General features: G+C 61.7%; 20 protein-coding genes. 8 read left to right on the forward strand and 12 right to left on the reverse strand.

Translation table 11 applies throughout. The features are described 5' to 3' along the window. The first annotated feature begins 617 nt into the window (after window positions 1-617). From EFR00_RS09630 to EFR00_RS09650, 5 genes are all read left to right on the forward strand, one after another. Window positions 618-1424, forward strand: a complete 807-nt coding sequence (locus EFR00_RS09630) for an ABC transporter permease (protein ID WP_077992442.1) — start codon at window positions 618-620, stop codon at window positions 1422-1424. Continuing rightward, the gene (locus EFR00_RS09635; protein WP_009996363.1) at window positions 1421-2233 is read left to right on the forward strand and encodes an ABC transporter ATP-binding protein; all 813 of its coding nucleotides are present in this window, start codon (window positions 1421-1423) and stop codon (window positions 2231-2233) included. Before EFR00_RS09630 ends, EFR00_RS09635 begins: the two co-directional genes overlap by 4 nt. A 67-nt stretch (window positions 2234-2300) precedes the next feature. Continuing rightward, the gene (locus EFR00_RS09640) at window positions 2301-3311 is read left to right on the forward strand and encodes an ABC transporter substrate-binding protein (protein ID WP_009996361.1); all 1011 of its coding nucleotides are present in this window, start codon (window positions 2301-2303) and stop codon (window positions 3309-3311) included. 88 nt (window positions 3312-3399) lie between these two features. Further along, entirely contained in the window at window positions 3400-4620 is a 1221-nt protein-coding gene (locus EFR00_RS09645) for an acyltransferase family protein (protein ID WP_009996358.1), read from the forward strand. A gap of 167 nt (window positions 4621-4787) precedes the next feature. Continuing rightward, window positions 4788-5525, forward strand: coding sequence for a sugar transferase (locus EFR00_RS09650; protein ID WP_038691714.1), 738 nt, complete (start codon window positions 4788-4790; stop codon window positions 5523-5525). Window positions 5526-5764: 239 nt separating this feature from the next. Here the strand turns inward: EFR00_RS09650 and EFR00_RS09655 are convergent, their stop codons facing one another. The 8 genes from EFR00_RS09655 to EFR00_RS09690 all read right to left on the reverse strand — a co-directional run bounded on the left by EFR00_RS09655 (window position 5765) and on the right by EFR00_RS09690 (window position 13809). Then, window positions 5765-6172: a F0F1 ATP synthase subunit epsilon gene (locus EFR00_RS09655; RefSeq protein WP_010053653.1), complete on the reverse strand. Its 408-nt coding sequence runs from the start codon at window positions 6170-6172 to the stop codon at window positions 5765-5767. Next, on the reverse strand, window positions 6172-6411 hold the full coding sequence (locus EFR00_RS09660) for a hypothetical protein (protein WP_009984701.1): 240 nt from the start codon (window positions 6409-6411) through the stop codon (window positions 6172-6174). The genes EFR00_RS09655 and EFR00_RS09660 overlap by 1 nt, the downstream gene beginning before the upstream one ends. After that, complete coding sequence (gene atpD, locus EFR00_RS09665; RefSeq protein WP_038691716.1) at window positions 6411-7838, reverse strand: F0F1 ATP synthase subunit beta; 1428 nt, start codon at window positions 7836-7838, stop codon at window positions 6411-6413. Before atpD ends, EFR00_RS09660 begins: the two co-directional genes overlap by 1 nt. Before the next feature lie 22 nt (window positions 7839-7860). After that, window positions 7861-8745 (reverse strand): F0F1 ATP synthase subunit gamma, encoded by an 885-nt coding sequence (locus EFR00_RS09670; RefSeq protein WP_038691718.1) that lies wholly within the window; start codon window positions 8743-8745, stop codon window positions 7861-7863. A gap of 28 nt (window positions 8746-8773) precedes the next feature. Then, window positions 8774-10303, reverse strand: a complete 1530-nt coding sequence (gene atpA, locus EFR00_RS09675; protein WP_077992106.1) for a F0F1 ATP synthase subunit alpha — start codon at window positions 10301-10303, stop codon at window positions 8774-8776. Then, the gene (locus tag EFR00_RS09680; protein ID WP_170961502.1) at window positions 10303-10869 is read right to left on the reverse strand and encodes a F0F1 ATP synthase subunit delta; all 567 of its coding nucleotides are present in this window, start codon (window positions 10867-10869) and stop codon (window positions 10303-10305) included. Before EFR00_RS09680 ends, atpA begins: the two co-directional genes overlap by 1 nt. 254 nt (window positions 10870-11123) lie before the next feature. Beyond that, on the reverse strand, window positions 11124-11513 hold the full coding sequence (locus EFR00_RS09685; RefSeq protein WP_077992107.1) for an AGROH133_08824 family phage infection protein: 390 nt from the start codon (window positions 11511-11513) through the stop codon (window positions 11124-11126). 79 nt (window positions 11514-11592) lie between these two features. Beyond that, window positions 11593-13809: a primosomal protein N' gene (locus EFR00_RS09690; RefSeq protein WP_077992444.1), complete on the reverse strand. Its 2217-nt coding sequence runs from the start codon at window positions 13807-13809 to the stop codon at window positions 11593-11595. A 214-nt stretch (window positions 13810-14023) separates the two neighbouring features. On the opposite strand from EFR00_RS09690, the gene EFR00_RS09695 reads away from it, so the two are divergent. Continuing rightward, window positions 14024-14956: a dihydrodipicolinate synthase family protein gene (locus EFR00_RS09695; protein WP_077992109.1), complete on the forward strand. Its 933-nt coding sequence runs from the start codon at window positions 14024-14026 to the stop codon at window positions 14954-14956. 42 nt (window positions 14957-14998) lie between these two features. Here the strand turns inward: EFR00_RS09695 and EFR00_RS09700 are convergent, their stop codons facing one another. Together EFR00_RS09700 and EFR00_RS09705 are read right to left on the reverse strand one after the other, a co-directional pair. Continuing rightward, a complete protein-coding gene (locus EFR00_RS09700; protein WP_077992111.1) occupies window positions 14999-15496 on the reverse strand; it encodes a GNAT family N-acetyltransferase in 498 nt (165 codons plus the stop codon). Further along, window positions 15497-16447, reverse strand: a complete 951-nt coding sequence (locus EFR00_RS09705; RefSeq protein WP_077992113.1) for a GNAT family N-acetyltransferase — start codon at window positions 16445-16447, stop codon at window positions 15497-15499. Between the two features lie 138 nt (window positions 16448-16585). Here EFR00_RS09705 and EFR00_RS09710 point away from each other — a divergent pair, with 138 nt between their 5' ends. After that, window positions 16586-17521, forward strand: coding sequence for a tyrosine recombinase XerC (locus tag EFR00_RS09710; protein ID WP_038691729.1), 936 nt, complete (start codon window positions 16586-16588; stop codon window positions 17519-17521). A gap of 163 nt (window positions 17522-17684) precedes the next feature. Further along, window positions 17685-18761, forward strand: coding sequence for a TraB/GumN family protein (locus EFR00_RS09715; RefSeq protein ID WP_077992116.1), 1077 nt, complete (start codon window positions 17685-17687; stop codon window positions 18759-18761). Window positions 18762-18853: 92 nt separating this feature from the next. On the opposite strand, the gene lpdA is transcribed toward EFR00_RS09715, so the two are convergent. Further along, complete coding sequence (gene lpdA / locus EFR00_RS09720) at window positions 18854-20260, reverse strand: dihydrolipoyl dehydrogenase (RefSeq protein ID WP_077992118.1); 1407 nt, start codon at window positions 20258-20260, stop codon at window positions 18854-18856. A 26-nt stretch (window positions 20261-20286) separates the two neighbouring features. Further along, a complete protein-coding gene (locus EFR00_RS09725; protein ID WP_009993966.1) occupies window positions 20287-20925 on the reverse strand; it encodes a LysE family translocator in 639 nt (212 codons plus the stop codon). Window positions 20926-20929 lie beyond the last annotated feature (4 nt).

Consider the following 20929-nt stretch of genomic DNA (forward strand, 5'->3'; position numbering starts at 1 on the left):
TTGAGGTTTTATAAGGCCTACTCCACCGGTCGTAAAGCAGGAAGAGGCGACGCGCGATCACCAGGCGATAACAGGCCGAAATCATGGCGCCGGCATTTGCGGCCCTCGCACCGGCCGCGTCCTGCAATAGAGAGCCGCCCAAGACGAGCTCGGGTTCCGTTCCCGGCAGGTACGGAACCTCGGAAAACACCCGGACAGAACTCCGTCCGGGTGTTTTTTCGCCTCTGCGGTTCGGTTCCGACCGGACGAACGGGATCGTGATTTTGCGGTTGCGGTAAGAAAACCTGGATGATAGTTTTCGCCGAAATCACAGGGGAGCTCCGTGTCGCCGGGGCTGAGATGAGAAGCGCAAGCCTCCGGACCCTTCAAAGCTGATCTGGGTAATGCCAGCGGAGCGAGGTTCAGATGTTTCCGAGCGCACAAGTGTCACCCTGGCCGATGTCCGGCGGCTTCCCCGGCACCATTCTCGATGTCTTCGACAGGTTTGCGTATCTGCGCCGCCGCGCGACTATTCAAGCGCGCAAAGGAGGCTGCGGCGCTTTGAATTGCTGCATGACCTTGGATCGATTCCGATTTGAAGACTCATGCAGCCGGACGAAAGCCTGAAATCGACGTTGATGACATCGCCACCACCATCGGATTCGCGTCTTGCCGCGCTCGGTGCCGGCCTGTACCGGGCGATCCCGGCCCTGCTCGCCGGTTTTGTCTTTCTGGCCGCATGGGAAATTTATGTCGATCTTTCCGGCATCAAACCATCCATCCTGCCAGCACCTTCGCGTATCCTTACCCAAGGCTGGCTGAACCGCGAAGCGTTAATATCAAACACCTGGCCGACGCTCGGCGCCACACTCGGCGGCTTCGCCCTGTCGCTCGCCTTCGCTTTCGTCTCGTCGATCCTGATGGATTTCATGCCCTCCATGCGCCGGGCGTTGCTGCCGATCTTCATTGGCAGCCAGACCCTGCCGCTGGTGGCGATCGCCCCGCTCGTCGTTCTCTGGTTCGGATTCGGCCTGTTGCCGAAGATATTGTTGGTAGCGCTCGTCACCTTCTTCCCGCTGCTCGTCGCCCTGCTGCAGGGTTATGAGGCGACCGACCGCGACATCGCTGAACTCTTGAACTCGATGAAGGCAAGCCGCTGGCGCATTTTCCGCCTGGCCCGGCTTCCCTCCTCGCTGCCCTATTTTTTCGCCGGCCTCAGGATCTCGATCACCTATGCCGTCGTTGGCGCGATCTTTGCCGAATATGCGGGAGCCGCGCGCGGCCTCGGCATCTATATCCTCAACGCCAAGAACAATTTCCGGCCGGATCTCGTCCTCGCCGCCGTCGTCGTCAGCGCCGTGCTGACACTCTGCCTCTTCGCAGTGACGCTGATGATCGAGCGTCTCGTCATGCCCTGGCAACCGTCCGGGGAGCGCCGCCGATGACCGATGAACTGGTCGAACTGCGTAAGATTTCGAAAACCTTCGACGGCATGCAGGTGCTCGGCGATATTTCGCTCGCGGTCGCAAGCGGCGAGTTCGTTTCGATCGTCGGCCCCTCCGGCTCCGGAAAATCGACGGTGCTTCGATTGCTGACCCAGGCGCTGCGACCCGATTCCGGCGCCCTGCTGTTCAAGGGCGCGCCCCTCGAACAGACGCCGCATTCCTTCGCCTTCATGCCGCAACGCGATGCGCTGATGCCCTGGCGCCGGATCATCGACAATGCCGCACTCGGCCTGGAGGTGCGCGGCATGAGCCGCCGCGCCGCCCGCGCCACGGTGGCGCCGCTGTTCGAGCACTTCGGCCTTGCCGGCTTCGAACACCATTATCCCGCCGAACTTTCCGGCGGCATGCGCCAGCGCGCCGCGCTGTTGCGCACCGTCGTCCAGAGCCAGGACATGCTGCTCCTCGACGAGCCTTTCGGCGCGCTGGACGCGCTGACACGCATGCAGATCCAGGAATGGCTGCAGGGCATGTGGACGCAACATCGCTGGACGGCCTTGTTGATCACCCACGATGTTCGCGAGGCGGTATTCCTCTCCGACCGGATCTACGTGCTATCGGCCCGCCCGGCGCGTATCATCCGCCAATTCCGCGTTCCCCTGCCCCGCCCGAGAAGCATCGCCGATCTCGGCTCGCCGGCGGCCCAGGCGATCGAGACCGAAATCCTGCAAACCCTGCTTCATCCGCTAGAACAGGATGATTTTAGGCCGGTCGGCCCAAATTCCGAATCCCGTTCTGATTTAAAGAGTTAGAGCATGACGTTGTCCGAAGACCGCTCACCTTTTCGGCATTATGCTCTAGAGACCTGAGGAGGTCACCATGCTGCTTCTCACCCGTCGACAGACGATCCTCGCCGCCCTCGCGACAAGCCTCGCCGGCCGCACCGCCTACGCCCAGTCAGCGCCGGCAAAGGTTCGCATTGCGCTCGACTGGACGCCCAACACCAACCATATCGGCATCTATGTCGCCAAGGCGAAGGGCTTCTATGCGGCCGCCGGACTCGATGTCGAAATTCTACCCTTTACCGATACCAGCGCCGGCACGCTGGTGTCGAACGGGGTTGCCGATTTCGGCATTAGTAGCGAGATCGAGGCCATGACGCAGCGCGCCGGCGGCGGTGACGTGAAGATGGTCTATGGCGTCGTCCAGACCGAAACCGCGCGCCTGATCTACAAGGGCGGACGCGACGACATCAAGCGCCCAAAGGATCTCGACGGCAAGACCTATGGCGGCTTCGGCGGCACCTGGGAGAGCGCGCTGGTCTCCGCGATGATCCGCAATGACGGCGGCACGGGCGACGTCAAAACCGTCACCCTCGGCACCTCCGCCTACGAGGCGCTGGACAATGGCTCAATCGATTTCACGCTGGAGATCTACACCTGGGAAGGCATCGCCGCCGAACTGGAAAACCGCAAGATCGGCCGCTTCCACTATTCCGATTACGGTATTCCCGACGAGCAGACGACGGTCATCGTCTCCAGCGACGCCTATCTCTCGGCCAGCCGGGAACACGCCCGCGCCTTTATCCAGGCGACGCGCCAGGGTTATGCCTACTCCGTCGACCATCCCGACGAAGCCTGCGAACTGCTGATTTCCAACAGCAATGGCGCACTGATGAATACGGAACTGGTAAAGGCGTCCCAGAAGGCATTGATCGATGGGCATTTCCTCAAATCCGAGGCCGGCGTGATCGGCACAATCGATCCGGCGAAGGCCGATGCCATCGGCGCCTTCCTGCTCGAGAACGGCATCCTGGTCGATGCGAATGGCGCAAAGCTCAAGGAGAAGCCGGACTTTTCCACCTATTATACCAACGAACTTCTCGGCTGAACCCGTCCCGGCCTTGCCCGAAGCGGGGTTCCACGGCAAGCTTTTGCTTGGTGCGGTTTGAGCCGGATCGGGCAGGGTGAGGAACGACATGCGACCACAGGAGAGGCTGGCCGGAGCGGACTTTCTGCGCGCGACGGCCTGCCTGCTGGTGCTTGCTCATCATCTCGCGCTCCGGCTGGATATGCGCCGAATTCCCGATGAATTGGCACCGGCGGCGCATATTCTCCGCTTCGGCAATTTCGGCGTCGCCATTTTCTTCGTGCTCAGCGGCTTTCTTCTGGCCCGGCCTTTCTGGCGCGCGCTCGATGCCGGCAGCGACATGCCGAGTCTTGCCAGCTATGCCATCCGCAGGGCGGCGCGGATTGCCCCCGGCTTCTGGGTCGCCGCCACCGTCGGCTTTATGGTCAGCCTGACGCTGCTTGCCGTGCCGCTGACACCGGAGCTTGCAATTCGCTATGTTTCCGGAATGCTGTTCATGAGCCAATGGCATTGGCGCACGTTTTTCCCTGTCGAAGCCGACGGACCGCTCTGGTCCATCCCCTTCGAGGTCACCAGCTATGTGCTTCTGCCGGGCTGCTTTTTCCTCTTGTTTCGCCTGCCGCGGCTGCGGCACCGCCGGTTGCTGGCCCGTTCCGCCTGGCTCTGCGTCATTGCCGTCGTCCTCATTGCCCATCTGGCGATCCTCAGGTTCTTCGCGCTGGACGACATCGGGCGGGGCTGGGCCTATGGCCTGCAGGGCGGGGCGAAGGAATGGATGCCCAACTACAATCCGATCGCCTTCTTCGCCCTCTTCGCGCTCGGCGCGCTTGCCGCCGGCATCGACGTTATGCTGCCTGCAAGGCGTTCCTTCTGGTTCGATGCCGCAGCACTTCTCGCTTTATCCATTGCCGGCTACCGCCTCGCCATATCGCCAGGCGGTTCGGCCGAGGCTTACGGCTGGCTAGACATCCCCTACGGATTTCCGGTCTTTCCGCTGGCGATCGCAACCGCACTCGTATCGCTCTGCCATTCGCATCGCCTCGGCAGGTTGCTCGACAACGCTCCCGTCCGCTACGTCGCCAAGATCTCGTTCGGCATTTATATCTGGCAGGAGATCATCCTGACATTGATCCAGAAACTCGACCCCGGTTCGTTCGGCGCTTCCTCGGACAATGTCGTCATCGGCTGGCTGCAATCCTGCGCACTGACGGCGGCGCTTGTCCTTCTGGTGGCAAGTCTCAGCTACCATCTGCTGGAACGACCGGCGATCGAATTCGGAAACCGTCTGACATCTCGCCCACCCGATCGGGCTACTCCTTTTAAAGTATAATATTGTTTTCGCCTCAACTATAGGCATTAAGGTTAACCAGGAATACTCCCATTTTTGGTGTCTCCAGGGTTAGCGATTTGTTAATTATGACGATGACAAACCTTACCTGAGCATGTATTTGTCTCCACACAGTTCAGAATTGCATCTAAACTTGTGGGCCTTGCTTAATGTATGCTTTTACTTCGAAGACGAGTTCACGCTTCGATCCGTCTCAGCGTCAGACCAAAACCAGGACCCTGGTCATAGCGAATTCCAACATTCGCCAGCCGGAGAGCTTTGCCAATGGCAAAGCAAAGCCGGCACTGCGGTTGGCCGTGAAACGGCTGATCGACATCGTCATCTCGGCCAGCGCCCTCCTCGTGCTGGCGCCGCTTTTTCTGGCGATCGCTCTCTTCATCAAGCTCGACGATGGCGGTCCGGTGTTCTTCCGCCAGATCCGCTGGGGCCTGAACGGCCGGAAGATCAACGTCTTCAAATTCCGCTCGATGCGGGCGGAAGCTTGCGATCCCAGCGGCGTCCAGCAGACCGTCAAGGGCGACGTCAGGATGACCGCCATCGGCGCAATGCTCCGCAGGACCAATATCGACGAACTGCCGCAACTGCTGAACGTCCTCAAGGGCGAGATGTCCCTGGTCGGCCCACGCTGCCATGCCATCAACATGCGCGCAGCCGGCAGGCTCTACGAGGAAGTGGTGCCGAACTACCACCAGCGACACGTCATGCGCCCCGGCATCACCGGCCTCGCGCAAACACGCGGCTGGCGCGGCCCGACGACAAGGCCGCTGGCAGCTCGGGCCCGCATCGCCTGTGATATCTATTATGTCAAGAATTTCAGCCTGCTGCTCGACCTGAAGATCCTGTTCAAGACACTGATCATCGAGCTACGCGGCGGCACCGGCTTCTGAGACGCTGCGACAAGCTGCGGCTGCATGATCCGCCAGCAGCTCAGGCGACTCCCAAAGAATTGGAGAGCGCTTTTGGAGTTTTCCTGATCTGATTGAAGCCGTCTGTTTTCTCGACCAAAACAGGCGGCCGCGTTCGTTTGAAGTCGCACGACAACGCTGTTGTCCCTATCCAAGGAAGAAGCCAGACACAAAAAAAGCGGCCATTGAGGCCGCCCTTTCATTGAGGCTGTCGTACCCGGTCAGTCCTGCTGGACGATGCCGCGCAGATGCGTCAGTTCCATGATGAAATGCTCGAGCTTCGACTTGTGCTCGTGCAGCTCTGCATGTTCGAGCTCCTTGCGGGCAGCCTCGATCCGACGGGTCAGCTCGTCCTTATGGAGTTCCTCGACCGGGACGGCGGATTCGGCGAGCAAAGTGCAGCCTGTCGGCAGGATATCGGCAAAACCGCCGAACACCACGTAGTCCTGCTTCTTGCCGGACGCCGAACGCACGCTCACCACACCGGGCTTGATGGTCGTCATCGTCGGCGCGTGGTGCGCCATGACGGTCATCTCGCCCTCGGTTGCGGGAATGACGACCTCGGTCACCATCTCCGACAAGAGCAGACGCTCCGGCGAAACGAGCTCAAAGTTGAAATTGTCAGCCATCAGTGACTTACCTTCTCGGCTATGGCTTTTGCATCTTGCAATTTGGTCCCGCAGAACGGGCAGTGCAGTATCGCCTGGTCGAGATATCCGAGGCCTTCCTCGGTCTGAACCAGCCCCACAACCATCATGACCACGCCGTTATCGGCACGATAGACGGTCGGTGCTGCCGGTTCCGGAAGTTCCGCCACGACCCCCTTGAGGGAGTCGCAGCAGAATATCTCGTCCTGAGCGTCGCTCATCAAGCGGCAGCGAGCTTCTTGGCCTTTTCGATGGCTTCGTCGATCGAGCCAACCATGTAGAAGGCAGCTTCCGGCAGATTGTCGTATTCGCCGTTGACCAGGCCCTTGAAACCCTTGATCGTGTCTTCGAGCGCAACCAGCTTGCCCGGCGAACCGGTGAAGACTTCGGCGACGAAGAACGGCTGCGACAGGAAGCGCTCGATCTTACGGGCGCGGGCGACGGCCAGCTTGTCCTCTTCGGACAGTTCGTCCATGCCGAGGATGGCGATGATGTCCTGCAGGGCCTTGTAACGCTGCAGCGTCGACTGAACCTTACGGGCGACTTCGTAGTGCTCTTCGCCGACAACCATCGGGTCGAGCATGCGCGAGGTGGAGTCGAGCGGGTCGACGGCCGGGTAGATGCCCTTTTCAGCGATCGAACGCGACAGAACCGTCGTTGCATCAAGGTGGGCGAACGAGGTTGCCGGTGCCGGGTCGGTCAAGTCGTCAGCCGGAACATAGATGGCCTGAACCGAGGTGATCGAGCCGGTCGTCGTCGTGGTGATGCGTTCCTGCATCTGACCCATGTCGGTTGCCAGCGTCGGCTGATAACCCACGGCCGAAGGAATACGGCCGAGCAGAGCCGACACTTCGGAACCTGCCTGCGTGAAGCGGAAGATGTTGTCGACGAAGAACAGAACGTCCTGACCCTGGTCGCGGAAGTGTTCCGCAACCGTCAGACCCGTCAGAGCGACGCGGGCGCGGGCGCCCGGCGGTTCGTTCATCTGACCGTAAACCAGCGCAGCCTTGGAGCCTTCGCCACCGCCATGCTTGTTGACGTTCGATTCGATCATTTCATGATAGAGGTCATTGCCTTCGCGGGTGCGTTCACCGACGCCTGCGAAAACCGAGTAACCACCATGCGCCTTGGCGACGTTGTTGATCAGCTCCATGATCAGAACGGTCTTGCCGACGCCTGCGCCGCCGAAGAGGCCGATCTTGCCGCCGCGTGCGTAGGGAGCCAGCAGGTCGACGACCTTGATGCCGGTGACCAGGATCTGCGCTTCCGTCGACTGCTCGACATAAGCAGGCGCATCCTGGTGGATGGCGCGCTTATGGGCGGTGACCAGCGGACCGGCTTCGTCGACCGGCTCGCCGATGACGTTCATGATGCGGCCGAGCGTCTCGTTGCCGACCGGAACCGAGATCGGAGCGCCGGTATCGATGACCTGCTGGCCGCGAACGAGACCTTCACTCGAGTCCATGGCGATGGTGCGGACTTCGTTTTCGCCCAGATGCTGAGCGACTTCGAGAACCAGACGGTTGCCGTTATTGTCGGTTTCGAGCGCGTTCAAAATCGCCGGCAGTTCGCCTTCGAAAGCAACGTCGACGACGGCGCCGATAACCTGGGTGACTTTGCCGACAGAGCGGGTAGCTGCCTCAGCCATTTTCTTACCCTCTTTTCCTAACTCAGAGCGCTTCCGCGCCCGAAATGATTTCAATCAGTTCCTTGGTGATCTGCGCCTGACGCTGACGGTTGTAGCTCAGTGTCAGCTTGTTGATCATCTCACCAGCATTGCGCGTCGCATTGTCCATGGCGCTCATCTTGGCGCCCATCTCGCCTGCGACGTTCTCGAGGAGCGCGCGGAAGATCTGGACGGAGATGTTGCGCGGGATCAGATCGCCGAGGATCGACGCCGGATCCGGCTCGTATTCATAGACGGCGCCGGCATGGGCGGCATCTTCGGCAGCGGCTTCCGGAGCCTTGGCCGGGATGAGCTGCTGCGCGGTCGGAACCTGGCTGATCACCGACTTGAATTCGGAGTAGAACAGCGTGCAGACGTCGAACTCGCCGGCCGAAAACATCTCGATGATGCGCTTGCCGATCTGGTCGGCATTTTCGAAACCGATCTTCTTGACGTCGCGCAGTTCCTTGCGCTCGATGATCAGCGGCGCATATTCACGGCGTAAGATGTCGTAGCCCTTCTTGCCGACGGTGAAGATCTTCACCGTCTTGCCTTCAGCGACCAGCTTGCGGACGTGGTCACGCGCAAAGCGCGCAATCTGCGAGTTGAAGCCGCCGCAAAGACCGCGCTCGGCCGTGCAGACCACCAGCAGATGGACCTTGTCCTGGCCGGTGCCGGTCATCAGCGCCGGTGCGCCATCCGCATCGGTGACGGCCTTGGCGATATTCGCCAGAACCGCACCCATGCGCTGCGAATAAGGCCGGGCGGCCTCGGCCGCCTCCTGCGCACGCCGAAGCTTCGCCGCGGCGACCATTTTCATCGCCTTGGTGATCTTCTGCGTCGCCTTGACGGAGGCGATCCGGTTTTTCAGATCCTTGAGTGAAGGCATCCGTGATCCGTCCTAACTTCGGGCCCGATTACGAGAAAGACTTGGCGAAGCTATCGAGAGCAGCGGTAAGCTTGCCCTTGGTATCGTCGCTGATTGCCTTTTCCGTGCGGATCGCGTCGAGGATGGCCGAGCCTTCCGAACGCAGGTACGAAAGCACGCCCTGCTCGAACTTGCCGACCGATGCGACGGGCAGCTTGTCGAGATAGCCGTTGACGCCGGCGAAAATCACGGCGACCTGTTCTTCCGTCTTCAGCGGCGAGAATTGCGGCTGCTTCAGGAGTTCGGTAAGGCGTGCACCGCGGTTCAGCAGGCGCTGCGTCGCAGCGTCGAGGTCCGAACCGAACTGGGCAAAGGCCGCCATTTCGCGATACTGGGCGAGTTCGCCCTTGATCGAGCCGGCAACCTGCTTCATCGCCTTGATCTGAGCCGACGAACCGACGCGGGAAACCGACAGACCGACGTTAACGGCCGGACGGATACCCTGATAGAACAGGTCGGTTTCGAGGAAGATCTGGCCGTCGGTGATCGAGATGACGTTGGTCGGAATGAAGGCCGAAACGTCGTTGCCCTGCGTTTCGATGACCGGCAGAGCGGTCAGCGAGCCGGCGCCCTTGTCGTCGTTCATCTTCGCGGCGCGCTCGAGCAGGCGCGAGTGCAGGTAGAAAACGTCGCCCGGATAGGCTTCGCGGCCCGGCGGGCGGCGCAGCAGCAGCGACATCTGGCGGTAGGACACGGCCTGCTTCGACAGGTCGTCGTAACCGATCAGCGCGTGCATGCCGTTGTCGCGGAAATATTCGCCCATGGCGCAGCCGGCAAACGGAGCGAGGAACTGCATCGGCGCCGGATCGGAAGCCGTGGCGGCCACGATGATCGAGTACTTCAGGGCGCCACGCTCTTCGAGAACCTTGACGAACTGGGCAACGGTCGAGCGCTTCTGGCCGACGGCGACGTAGACGCAGTAAAGCTTCTCGCCTTCCGGACCGCTCTCGTGAATGGCCTTCTGGTTGAGGAAGGCATCGAGCAGGATGGCGGTCTTGCCGGTCTGACGGTCGCCGATGACGAGCTCGCGCTGGCCGCGGCCGACCGGGATCAGCGCATCGATGGCCTTGAGGCCGGTCGACATTGGCTCATGAACCGACTTGCGCGGAATGATGCCCGGCGCCTTGACGTCGACGCGCGAACGGCGCGTCGCATTGATCGGGCCCTTGCCGTCGATCGGATTGCCGAGCGCGTCGACGACGCGGCCGAGCAGTTCCGGACCAACCGGAACGTCGACGATGGCGCCGGTCCGCTTGACGGTGTCGCCTTCCTTGATGTCGCGGTCGGAGCCGAAAATAACGACACCGACGTTGTCGGATTCAAGGTTCAGGGCCATGCCGCGGATGCCGCCGGGGAACTCGACCATTTCACCAGCCTGGACATTGTCCAGCCCGTAAACGCGAGCGATACCGTCACCGACGGAAAGAACCTGGCCGACTTCCGAGACTTCTGCCTCTTTGCCGAAATTTTTGATCTGGTCTTTGAGAATTGCGGAAATTTCCGCGGCGCGGATATCCATCAGCCAACCTCTTTCAATGCGAGCTTAAGAGTGGAGAGTTTGGTACGAAGAGACGTATCAATCTGGCGGGACCCGACCTTTACGATCAGACCACCGAGAATTGACGGATCGACCGTGACTGATATCGTCACGTCTTTGCCGGTAACGCTCTTGAGTGCCACCTTCAATTCGGTTTCCTGCGCCTCGGAAAGCGCATGCGCCGAGGTGACCTCGGCGGAGATTTCACCGCGATGGTTCGCGGCGATGATGCGGAAGGCCTTGATCATGCCAGGCAGGGCAAACAGGCGGCGGTTGCGCGCCACGACCTTCAGGAAATTGGCGAAGAAGCCGCTGATGCCGGCCCTCTCGCTGATGGCGACAATCGCCTTCAGCTGGTCCTCAGCGGAAAAAACCGGGCTTGCGACGAAGCGCTTCAGTTCGGCGCTCTCATCCAGCATCGCCTGGAAACGGTCGAGATCGGCGGTGACGCTGTCGACGGCGCCCTGTTCGAGCGCCAGCTCGAAAAGCGACGAGGCATAGCGCTCGGCAACACCAGAAGTAAGCTGGGACGTGTCTGCCACTGGCACAAATTTCCCTGATTTCAATCCAAAATCCGGCTCTCGGCGGGCGCCGAACCTATGATCTTGAATTCGTTTTGATTTCCCCCAGAAATCACAAGAGAAGCCTCTTGCTTCTTCCGAAATTCGGGGTCCGTCTAACATAGGATGTTCGGACTCGCAACACGCGTAATGCCCGAATACGCCTTTCGCATGAATTTCTGTCTGCAAAATTGCGCGATGGTCTGAAAGCGGGCCGCGGAAGCCGCCGGCGGCGGCGAAAATTACGTCTGGAAGAAGCCGAAAACATACAGCAGTGGCAGTGCCGCGATAATCGCCTGCACAACCAGAAGTAAATAGTTGAGGTAAGTACTCCCCTTATCTGACAGGATGGAGACGATGCGGGCAAACGCAGCCATGGCGAACGCCGCTCCGAAGGCGGTATAAATCAGCGGCTGAGCCAGCACGACGGCACCGAGGCCAAGACCGAGATAAAAGCCGCCCATCGATCGGACCTCGCTGAAACCTTCACGCCGCTCGCCGCGCGACGCCAGACCGAAGACCCTCATCGCAAGACCCGGCGCAAACATGATGACGAAGCCGGCCAAGGCCGTGAAGGCGGCTGCGCCGAAGGCAAGCTGCTCACCAAATTCCGTCGGAAACTCAAATTCCATGCCTCGACCCCAAATCATCCGCTGATTCTGCGTTTATGCCATGCTCGGCCGGATCCGGGAACGCAGCGTGCGGAACGATCTACAGAAAGCTCTGCGGATCGATATCGAGCTGCACCTGCACCGATCCGCGCTCCTTCGGCGATTGCGACAGCATCGCCCGCAGGAAGCCCTGCATGTCGGAGTTGCGCCGCCCGTGCACCAGAAGCCGGAAGCGGTGGCGGCCGCGCACCAGCGCCAGGGGCGCCTCCGCCGGGCCGAGCACCGAGATGCCGGACACCTGGGGCGCTGCGTTGCGCATGCCGCGCGCATGGTTTTCGGCGTCGTGGCGGGTTTCGGCCGAGACGATGATCGAGGCCAGTCTGCCGAAGGGCGGCAGTGCGGCGCGTTCGCGCTCGGTGATCTCGCGCTCGTAAAAGGCATCGGAATCACCTGAAACAATCGCCTGCATCACGGGATGCTGCGGCTGGTAGGTCTGCAGCAGCCCATGGCTCTTGAGCCCGGTGCGCCCGGCCCGGCCGGTCACCTGCGACAGAAGCTGGAAGGTGCGCTCGGCCGCACGCGGATCGCCGTTGGCGAGGCCGAGATCGGCGTCGATGATACCGACCAGCGTCATCAGCGGAAAATTATGGCCCTTGGCGACGAGCTGGGTGCCGATGACGATATCGGCCTCGCCCCTGGCGATGGCATCGAGCTCCAGCCGCAGCCGCTTCACACCGCCCATGATATCCGAGGAGAGAACGATCGTCCGCGCCTGCGGGAAATGCCGCTCCACCTCTTCGGCGATACGTTCGACGCCGGGCCCGCAGGCAACGAGATGGTCGAGCGTGCCGCATTCCGGGCATGCTTCCGGCGTGCGCTCGGCATGACCGCATTGATGACACTGCAGCTGCTTGCGGAAGCGATGCTCGACCAGCCAGCTCGAACATTGCGGGCATTGGAAGCGGTGACCGCAGACCCGGCAGAGCGTCAGCGGCGCATAACCACGCCGGTTGAGAAAGAGCAGCGCCTGTTCGCGCCGCTCCACCGTCTTGCCGATCGCCCGGATCAGGACCGGCGACAGGAAGCGGCCGCGCTCCGGCGCGTGCCTGCGCATATCGATGAGATGCAGGTCGGGCAGCGCCGCATCGCCGAAACGCGTCGGCAGATGCACGGTGCTGTAGCGCCCGCTCTGCCCGTTGACCTGACTTTCGACCGACGGCGTCGCCGACACCAGGACGACGGGGAAATCACCGATGCGGCCGCGCACCACGGCCATATCACGCGCATTGTAGAAGACGCGGTCTTCCTGCTTGTAGGCGGGATCATGCTCCTCGTCGACGATGATGAGGCCGAGATCCTCGAAAGGCAGGAAGAGCGCCGAGCGGGCGCCGGCGACGACCCTGACTTCGCCGGTCACCGCCTGGCGCCAGACTTTTTCTCGCATGCGCGGAGCGAGGTCGGAATGCCATTCGGCGGGCTTTGCCCCGAAGCGATCCTGAAAGCGCTCCATGAAACTGGCCGTCAGCGCGATCTCCGGCAGCAGGATCAGCACCTGCCTGCCGCGTTTCAGCGTCTCGGCGATCGCCTCGAAATAGACCTCGGTCTTGCCGGAGCCGGTCACGCCGTCGATCAGCGATACGGTAAATTCGCCCTTGCGAATGTCGGAGACGATCTCTGCGGCCGCCTCTTTCTGCGGCCCTTCGAGGCGAGCGGCGGCAAAATCGGGATCCGGCATCGCCACCACTGGCGGCGGCGGCAGGAATATCGTCTCGAAGATGCCGAGCGTAATCAGACCATCGACGACGCTGGTCGAAACGCCAGCCGCATGCGCCAGGCCGCTGCGTGTCCAGGACAAGCCGTCGGAAGCGGTCTCGAGCACGCGCGTCCGCGCCGGTGTCAGCCGCTCCGGTTTGCCGCCGATGAACTTCAGCCCCTCGACCATCGGCTCGGGCTCGAAGGCGTTCGGCGCCCTCAATGCCATGCGCGCGACGAGGCCGGGCGGGGAGAGCGTATAGGCCGCCACCCAGTCGATGAAATCCCGCATCTCCCTGGAAAGTGGAGGGCAGTCGAAGACATGGCTGATCGGACGGAGCTTCTTCGGATCGACGCCATCCTCGCCGCCGTCCCAGACCACGCCGATCACCTGTCGCGGCCCAAGCGGCACCTGCACGACCGAGCCGGGCTCGACCGCCATGCCTTCCGGCACCGAATAGGAATAGGGTTTCGGCGCCGGCATCGGCACCAGCACCGGAACCGTTCGGTTCACGGGCGGTGCTTCGAACAGCGCGCCAAAGAGATCGGACGAATCTGTGCTCATCGGGCGAGAACATGCCCGCAAATCGACGGAATTGGAACCGCAAAGACGAGGCGGTGCATCTTGCGAGGAATGCGGATTTGCGACGGTTCCGCCAGGATCGCCCATACTCTTAAGAAAGGGTTGCCGGACGAACGATTGGCCGCATAGATTGCCGGAGAGATTCAATTGGAAATGCTGAAGCGCTGTTCTTCGGCCGCTGAATTGGAGCGCGCGAATGGCCAGACTGACCGAAGACGCCAAGGGCGTCTATGTGATCGCCGTAACTCCATTCACCGACGACGGCGCCCTCGATCTCGACAGCATCGACAGCATGGTCGATTTCTACGAGGGCGCCGGCGTCACCGGACTGACGGTGCTTGGCCAACTCGGCGAAGCCCCGAAGCTGACAGCCGAGGAATCGCGGAGCGTGGTCGAACGTGTGCTGAAGCGCCTCGACGGGCGCCTTCCCGTCGTCGTCGGCGTCTCAGCGCCCGGACTTGCGCCGATGCGCGAACTTGCCGAAGCCGTCATGGGCGAAGGTGCTGCCGGCGTCATGGTTGCGCCGCCCTGGACGGTCAAGACCGACGACCAGGCTTTGGCCTTCTATCAGTCGGTCGGCGAAGCCCTGGGCGACACGCCTTTCGTGCTGCAGGACTATCCACTCACCACAAACGTGACGATCGCGCCTGTCGTCATCGAGCGCATCGTCAACGCGGTGCCGAATTGCGTCATGCTCAAGCACGAGGATTGGCCGGGTCTTGCAAAGATCTCAGCACTTCGCGCCGCCAGCGACAAAGGCGCCATGCGGCGCATCTCGATTCTTTGCGGCAATGGCGGGCTGTTCCTGCCCGAAGAGATGGGCCGCGGCGCCGACGGCGCCATGACCGGCTTTTGTTATCCCGAGATGATGGTCGGCGTCGTCGAAGCCTATGCGGCCGGCAATCCCGATCGCGCTCATGCGATCTTCGATGCCTATCTGCCGCTCGCCCGCTACGAACAGCAGCAGGGCATCGGCCTTGCCTGCCGCAAATATGTGCTTGCCAAGCGCGGCGTCATCAAGTCCGCCACGCTGCGCAAACCAGGCGCCAGGCTTTCGGCACTCGATATTGCCGATGTCGAGCGGTTGCTGGCCCGCCAGACCATCCGTCTCAAGGAGATCGGCGCCTGAGGGCGGCACGATAGATCGAAGCGGCAGGTATGATTGCGACGGCTATGGTTGTCGAAACAACGTCTTTTCGCCGTCAGGGCAGCCTGACCCATCGAGCTCGAGAACATGGCTATAGCGGTTCCGCGCGCGCGGCTGAAACCCGAGCGACTCCCAGAATTTCGCCGCAGCATCATTTCCCACATGAACAGTGACGGTACTGCAGCAGGGGCGTGCATGATCGAGCAGAGAAAGGGCGAGCATTCGGCCGATGCCGCGCCTGCGCATTGCGGGACGAATATAGAATCGCCGCATCCGCAACGCCCCTGACATGGTGGGCTCGATGGTCATGCCCCCGATGCCCGCAAGCCCCTCCGCAACATAGGCGGCCAGCAGCCTTTCGCCGTCACGCTCGAACCTGACGGCACCGGCCGACCAATCGCCGATGAGGCGGGTGATATGAAGATGGCCCTCCTGCCGGGCATCGCGTTCGAGCTTTGCGATCTCCTGCGGCAATCGATCGCGGATAATGCGGATATCGATCTCATGGCAATACCAATGCATCTAGACGGCAGGTACCGGAATCTCGCGCGGCATCGCCGCGGCCGGCATGCCGACCGGCACGAAGGTGACATCGCCGTCGCTGGCCAAATCATACACCGTATGTTTCTCCAGCGCCTTCGTCACCTCGTTGAGATCGCCGTCGAGATGCTCGGCGGGGATGAGGTTGCCGATCACGAAATCGAAACGGTCGCCGCGCTTGTTCAACAATTCATGAAAGACGGTCATGTCGCGCAGTTCCGTCGACCATTTCGCCAGCCAGTAGAACAGTCCGGAATTGCGCGCCGTCATGTGGACCGGAAGGATCGGCAGATTGTATTTGCGCGCCAGCCCAACCGCCGACGTCTTCCATGGGCGTTCGTTCAGCCGGCCGTTCGCCCAATAGGCGATACGGCCTGATGGAAAGAGCACGGTCGCCTTGCCCTCCCTCACCGCATGGTTCGTCAATTGCAGCGTCTCACGCGCCTTGAGCTTGCTCTTATGCTCCTCCCGCCACTCGACCGGGATGACCATCTCGGCGAAACGCGGATTGACGCGGATTGCATCGCGATTGGCAAAGAACATCATGTCGGGCCGACGCGATTTCAGAAGGTCGAATACTGCAACACCGTCGGCGATGCCTGTGGGATGGTTGCTGACGAGGATGAAGCCGCCCGTATCCGGGATGCGCTCGCCATTGGCGATGCCGATGTCGAGCTTCAGCACGCCGCTCAAATATTCGAACGCCTGGAAGCCCGGCATCTTGGCAACCGCATTGGCGAATTCGATCGCCTTGTTATAGCGCAGAAGCGTGTAGAGGAACGGCCGCATGACCGGCCAGAGCGGATTTTTCACGATCCTCTGGCCGCGTTCGGCAATCAGCGTGTCGACGATATGGCCGGGCTTTCCCTGTGAAACAAGAACGATCGCTTCCGCGAGCTGTCCGAAAGCCGTCATGGAGTCGCGCGGTGCCATGAAAGATCCTGTCTATGGGCTGTAAGCTATCGCAGTACAATATGATCTAAGGATGACAAAGGCTTGGCCGGCATTAGCAATTCCATAACCGTTCCTGCTTCAAATTGGCGGACTTAAGGGCAAATTCAAGGCCGCGACGTGAACGAACTGCTTGTTATCGCCGATCCGCGCCTGATGGCGGAACGGGCCGCCTGGCTCGAAAACCTCGCTCGCGAGCGCCGTCTTTCCGAGCACACGCTCGATGCCTATGAGCGCGACACTCGCCAGTTCCTGACCTTTCTGACCGGCCATCTCGCCGGCCCGGCGACGCTTAGCGACATCCGGGAATTGCGCCCCGCCGATTTCCGCGCCTTTCTCGCGGCCCGACGCAAACAGGGCTCCGGCGCCCGCTCGCTCGGCCGCAACCTGGCGGGCCTTCGCTCGCTGTTGCGCCATCTCGAAAGGAAGGGCCTGGTCAATGCCGCCGGCGCTGCCGCGATCCGCTCGCCGAAACAGCCGAAGTCGCTTCCCAAGCCGCTGTCGGACACGCAGGCGATCACCGTCGTCAGCAACGAAGCCCAGCTCCATGACGAGCCCTGGATCGCCGCGCGCGATGCGGCTGTCATGACGCTGCTCTACGGCTGCGGCCTGCGCATCTCCGAGGCGCTGGATCTCGTTCCTGCTGACCTGCCGAAGGGGGCGGCGACGCTGCGCATCACCGGCAAGGGCAACAAGACGCGGCTGGTGCCGCTGCTGCCCGTGGTGTTCGACGCGGTCGAGAAATATCGCACGCTCTGCCCATATCATCTCGAAAGCGGCGCGCCGCTGTTTCGCGGCGCCCGCGGCGGCAAGCTGCAGGCGGCGATCATCCAGCGCGCCATGCAGAAGCTGCGCAGCGCCTTCGGCCTGCCGGAGACGGCGACGCCGCATGCGCTTCGCCACTCTTTCGCCACCCACCTGCTTGCCGGCGGCGGCGATCTGCGCACCATCCAGGAACTGCTCGGCCATGCCAGCCTATCGACGACGCAAGTCTATACCGGCGTCGATGCGTCGCGGCTGCTCGAGGTGTATGATCGGGCCCATCCGCGCGCCTGATGCATGGCTGTGACAGCGGCCCGCGGCCTATCGGCAAGCTCAGCGCTCATGAATCCGACTTGATACGATGCGCTAAGTTTTCGTTAACGCATTCTCTTAAAGGATTATGCGCAAGCCGAGCGTAGAGCATGAGAAACATAGAGCATGTGACCGGAACATCATCATGACGACATCAATCGGCCGCCGGACCTCATTCCTTGCAGCATCCGGCAACCTGCTGCTCTGGTTGATTGCAGCCTTCCACATGCTGCTTCTTGCGGCGCTGTTGGTCGCCTTCCTGGCGGCACGGCCGGCCGCGGCCGAAGACGGCGCCTGCACCGGACGCAATCTGATGATCGATCTGCAGCAGAGCGACCCCAGCCGCTACGCCGAGGCGGTCAAGGAAGCCGAGGCAGTGCCGAACGGCAAGGGCATCTTCTGGAAGATCGAAAAAACAGGACTTCAGCCTTCATGGCTGCTCGGCAGCATGCATGTCACCGATCCGCGCGTGCTGGCCTTGCCGCCGCGCGCCCAGGCAGCCCACGACGCCGCCAATACGATCATCATCGAATCCGACGAAATCCTCGATGAACGCAAGGCGACCGCCGCCCTGCTGGCGCGGCCGGAACTGACGATGTTCACCGACGGCACGACGATCGACAAGCTGCTGTCTGCCGAGGATTACAGGCGGCTGGAAGCCGGCCTCAAGAAGCGCGGCATCCCGCTCAGCGCCGTCTCCCGCATGCGGCCGTGGATGATCTCGAGCGCCGTCGCGCTTCCGGCCTGCGAACTCGCCCGGAAGGCCAGGGGCGTGCAGTTCCTCGACCAGAAGATCGCCACCGACGCCGTTGCTCAGGGCAAGCAGGTCAAGGGGCTGGAGACCCTTGCCGAACAGATCCAGGCGATGGCCGACCTGCCGGTCGAATTCCATATGAAGTCGCTGATCGAGACGCTGGAACTCGGCGACAAGATGAGCGACGTCGTCGAAACGATGACCGATCTCTACCTCTCCGGCGATATCGGCATGACCATGCCGATGCTGAAGACCGTGACGCCGGAGAAGCAAGGCGAAGACAGCGACTATGCAGCCTTCGAACAGCGCGTCATCCTCGACCGCAACAAGGTGATGGCCGAACGCGCCGCTCCCATTCTCGACGGCGGCAACGTCTTCATGGCCGTCGGCGCCCTGCATCTGCCCGGCCAAGCCGGCGTCATCGAGTTGCTGCGCAAGCAGGGCTTTACCGTGACTGCGGTGAACTGAACCGGCAGCCTTCAGCCAATCGTCATGCAACAACTAAAACAGCCGCCTGCCTCACGGCAAGCGGCTGCGCACTCGATTGCGAATATGTAAGATTACATGTGGATCGGCTTGAAGAAGGTGGCGAGCGCGGCTTCCTTGACCGCTTCCGACATCGTCGGATGCGCGTGGCAGCTGCGGCCGAGATCTTCCGACGAACCGCCGAACTCCATCAGCACAGCAATCTCGTGGATCATCTCGCCGGCGCCGAAGCCGACGATATGGCCGCCGAGCACGCGGTCGGTTTCCTTGTCGGCGAGGATCTTGACGAAGCCATCGGTCGCCAGCATCGCGCGGGCGCGGCCGTTCGCCGTGAACGGGAACTTGCCGACCTTGTAGGCGATACCCGCCGCCTTCAGCTCTTCCTCGGTCTTGCCGACCGAGGCGATCTCGGGCTGCGTGTAGACGACGCTCGGAATGACATCGTAGTTCACATGGCCATGCTGCCCGGCAATGATTTCGGCAAGCGCCACACCCTCGTCTTCCGCCTTGTGCGCCAGCATCGGGCCCTTGACCACATCGCCGATCGCATAGATGCCGGCGACATTGGTCTTGAAGTGACCGTCGATCTCGACGCGGCCGCGACTGTCGAGCGCAACACCGGCCTCTTCGAGGCCGAGACCCGCCGTATAAGGCTTGCGGCCGGTGGCAATCAGCACGACCTCGGCGTCGAGCGTCACCTTATCGCCGCCCTTGACTGGCTCGAAGATGACCTTGGCGCCGGTATCGCCCTTTTCGACGCCGGTGACCTTGGCGCCGAGATGGAAATCGATGCCCTGCTTGGCAAGCATGCGCTGGAACTGTTTGGAGACCTCGCCGTCCATGCCGCCGAGGATGGTGTCGAGATATTCGACGACCGTGACCTTGGCGCCGAGGCGCGACCAGACCGAACCGAGTTCGAGGCCGATCACGCCGCCGCCGACGACGATCAGCGTTTCCGGCACCTTGTCCAGCGCGATGCCGCCGGTGGAGGAAATGATGGTCTTCTCATCGATCTCGACCTGCACACCGGGAATGCCGGCGACATCCGAACCGGTGGCGATGACGATGTTCTTGCCTTCGATCTCCTGCACTTGGCCGTCCTCGGCGGTGACGGCAACCTTGCCGGCCGAGACGACCTTGCCTGCGCCCTGGAAGGCATCGATCTTGTTCTTCTTGAAGAGGAAGGCGACGCCGTCGACATTCGCCTTCACCGTCGCATCCTTGTGCGCCATCATATTGGCGAAGTTGAGCGTCGGCGCGGGAAGATCGATGCCGAGCGCGCTCATGCCGTGACCGGCCTGATGGAACATTTCGGAGGCATGCAACAAGGCCTTGGACGGGATGCAGCCGACGTTCAGGCAGGTGCCGCCATAGGTGGCGCGCTTCTCGACGACGGCGACCTTGAGGCCGAGTTGGGCTGCCTTGACGGCGCAGACATAGCCGCCCGGGCCGGTTCCGATAACGATCACATCGTAAGACATTGCTTCTTTTCCTTTGGATTTTTCAATTAGTCGGCGGCGCGCGACAGCGCGAGGCGGAAGCCGAAGCCGACGAGTGCCGCTCCGGTGATGCGGTTGAACCATTTGCCGCTGGCGATGAAGCGGTCACGGATTGTCTTGACCGTGAAGAAGTAGGAGACGCCGGCAAACCAGGCGACCAGCGCCGCCGCCATGCCGATACCGTAGGAGAACTGGATCAGCGCTGGTGTGTCGTGATGCACCAGAGTCGAAAACAAGGACAGGAAGAACAGCACCGGCTTCGGGTTCAGCGCATTGGTGATGAAACCCATTCCGAGGCATGTCAGCATCGACGCCGACTTGCGGTCTTCGCCCGTGACTTCGATCTCCTGCACCTTGAAGCCCGGTTCGCGGAACGACTTGATGCCGAGATAGACGAGATAGGCGACACCCGCCCATTTGATCATCGCAAACAGCATCAGCGACTTGGAAACGATGATCCCGAGGCCAGGGATCGTATAGCTGACATGAAAGAGCAGCGAGAAGCCCATGCCCAGCCCGGTCATGATGGCGGCGCGACGCCCATGCACGATGCTCTGGCGCAGGATGACAGCGAAATCGGCGCCCGGCACGACGATGAAGATTGAGAAGACAGCCATCAGGCCAAGAAATTCGAAGATATAGCTCATGCTG

The sequence above is a fragment of the Rhizobium sophoriradicis genome (assembly GCF_003939025.1).
GTDB classification, from domain to species: Bacteria; Pseudomonadota; Alphaproteobacteria; order Rhizobiales; family Rhizobiaceae; genus Rhizobium; species Rhizobium sophoriradicis.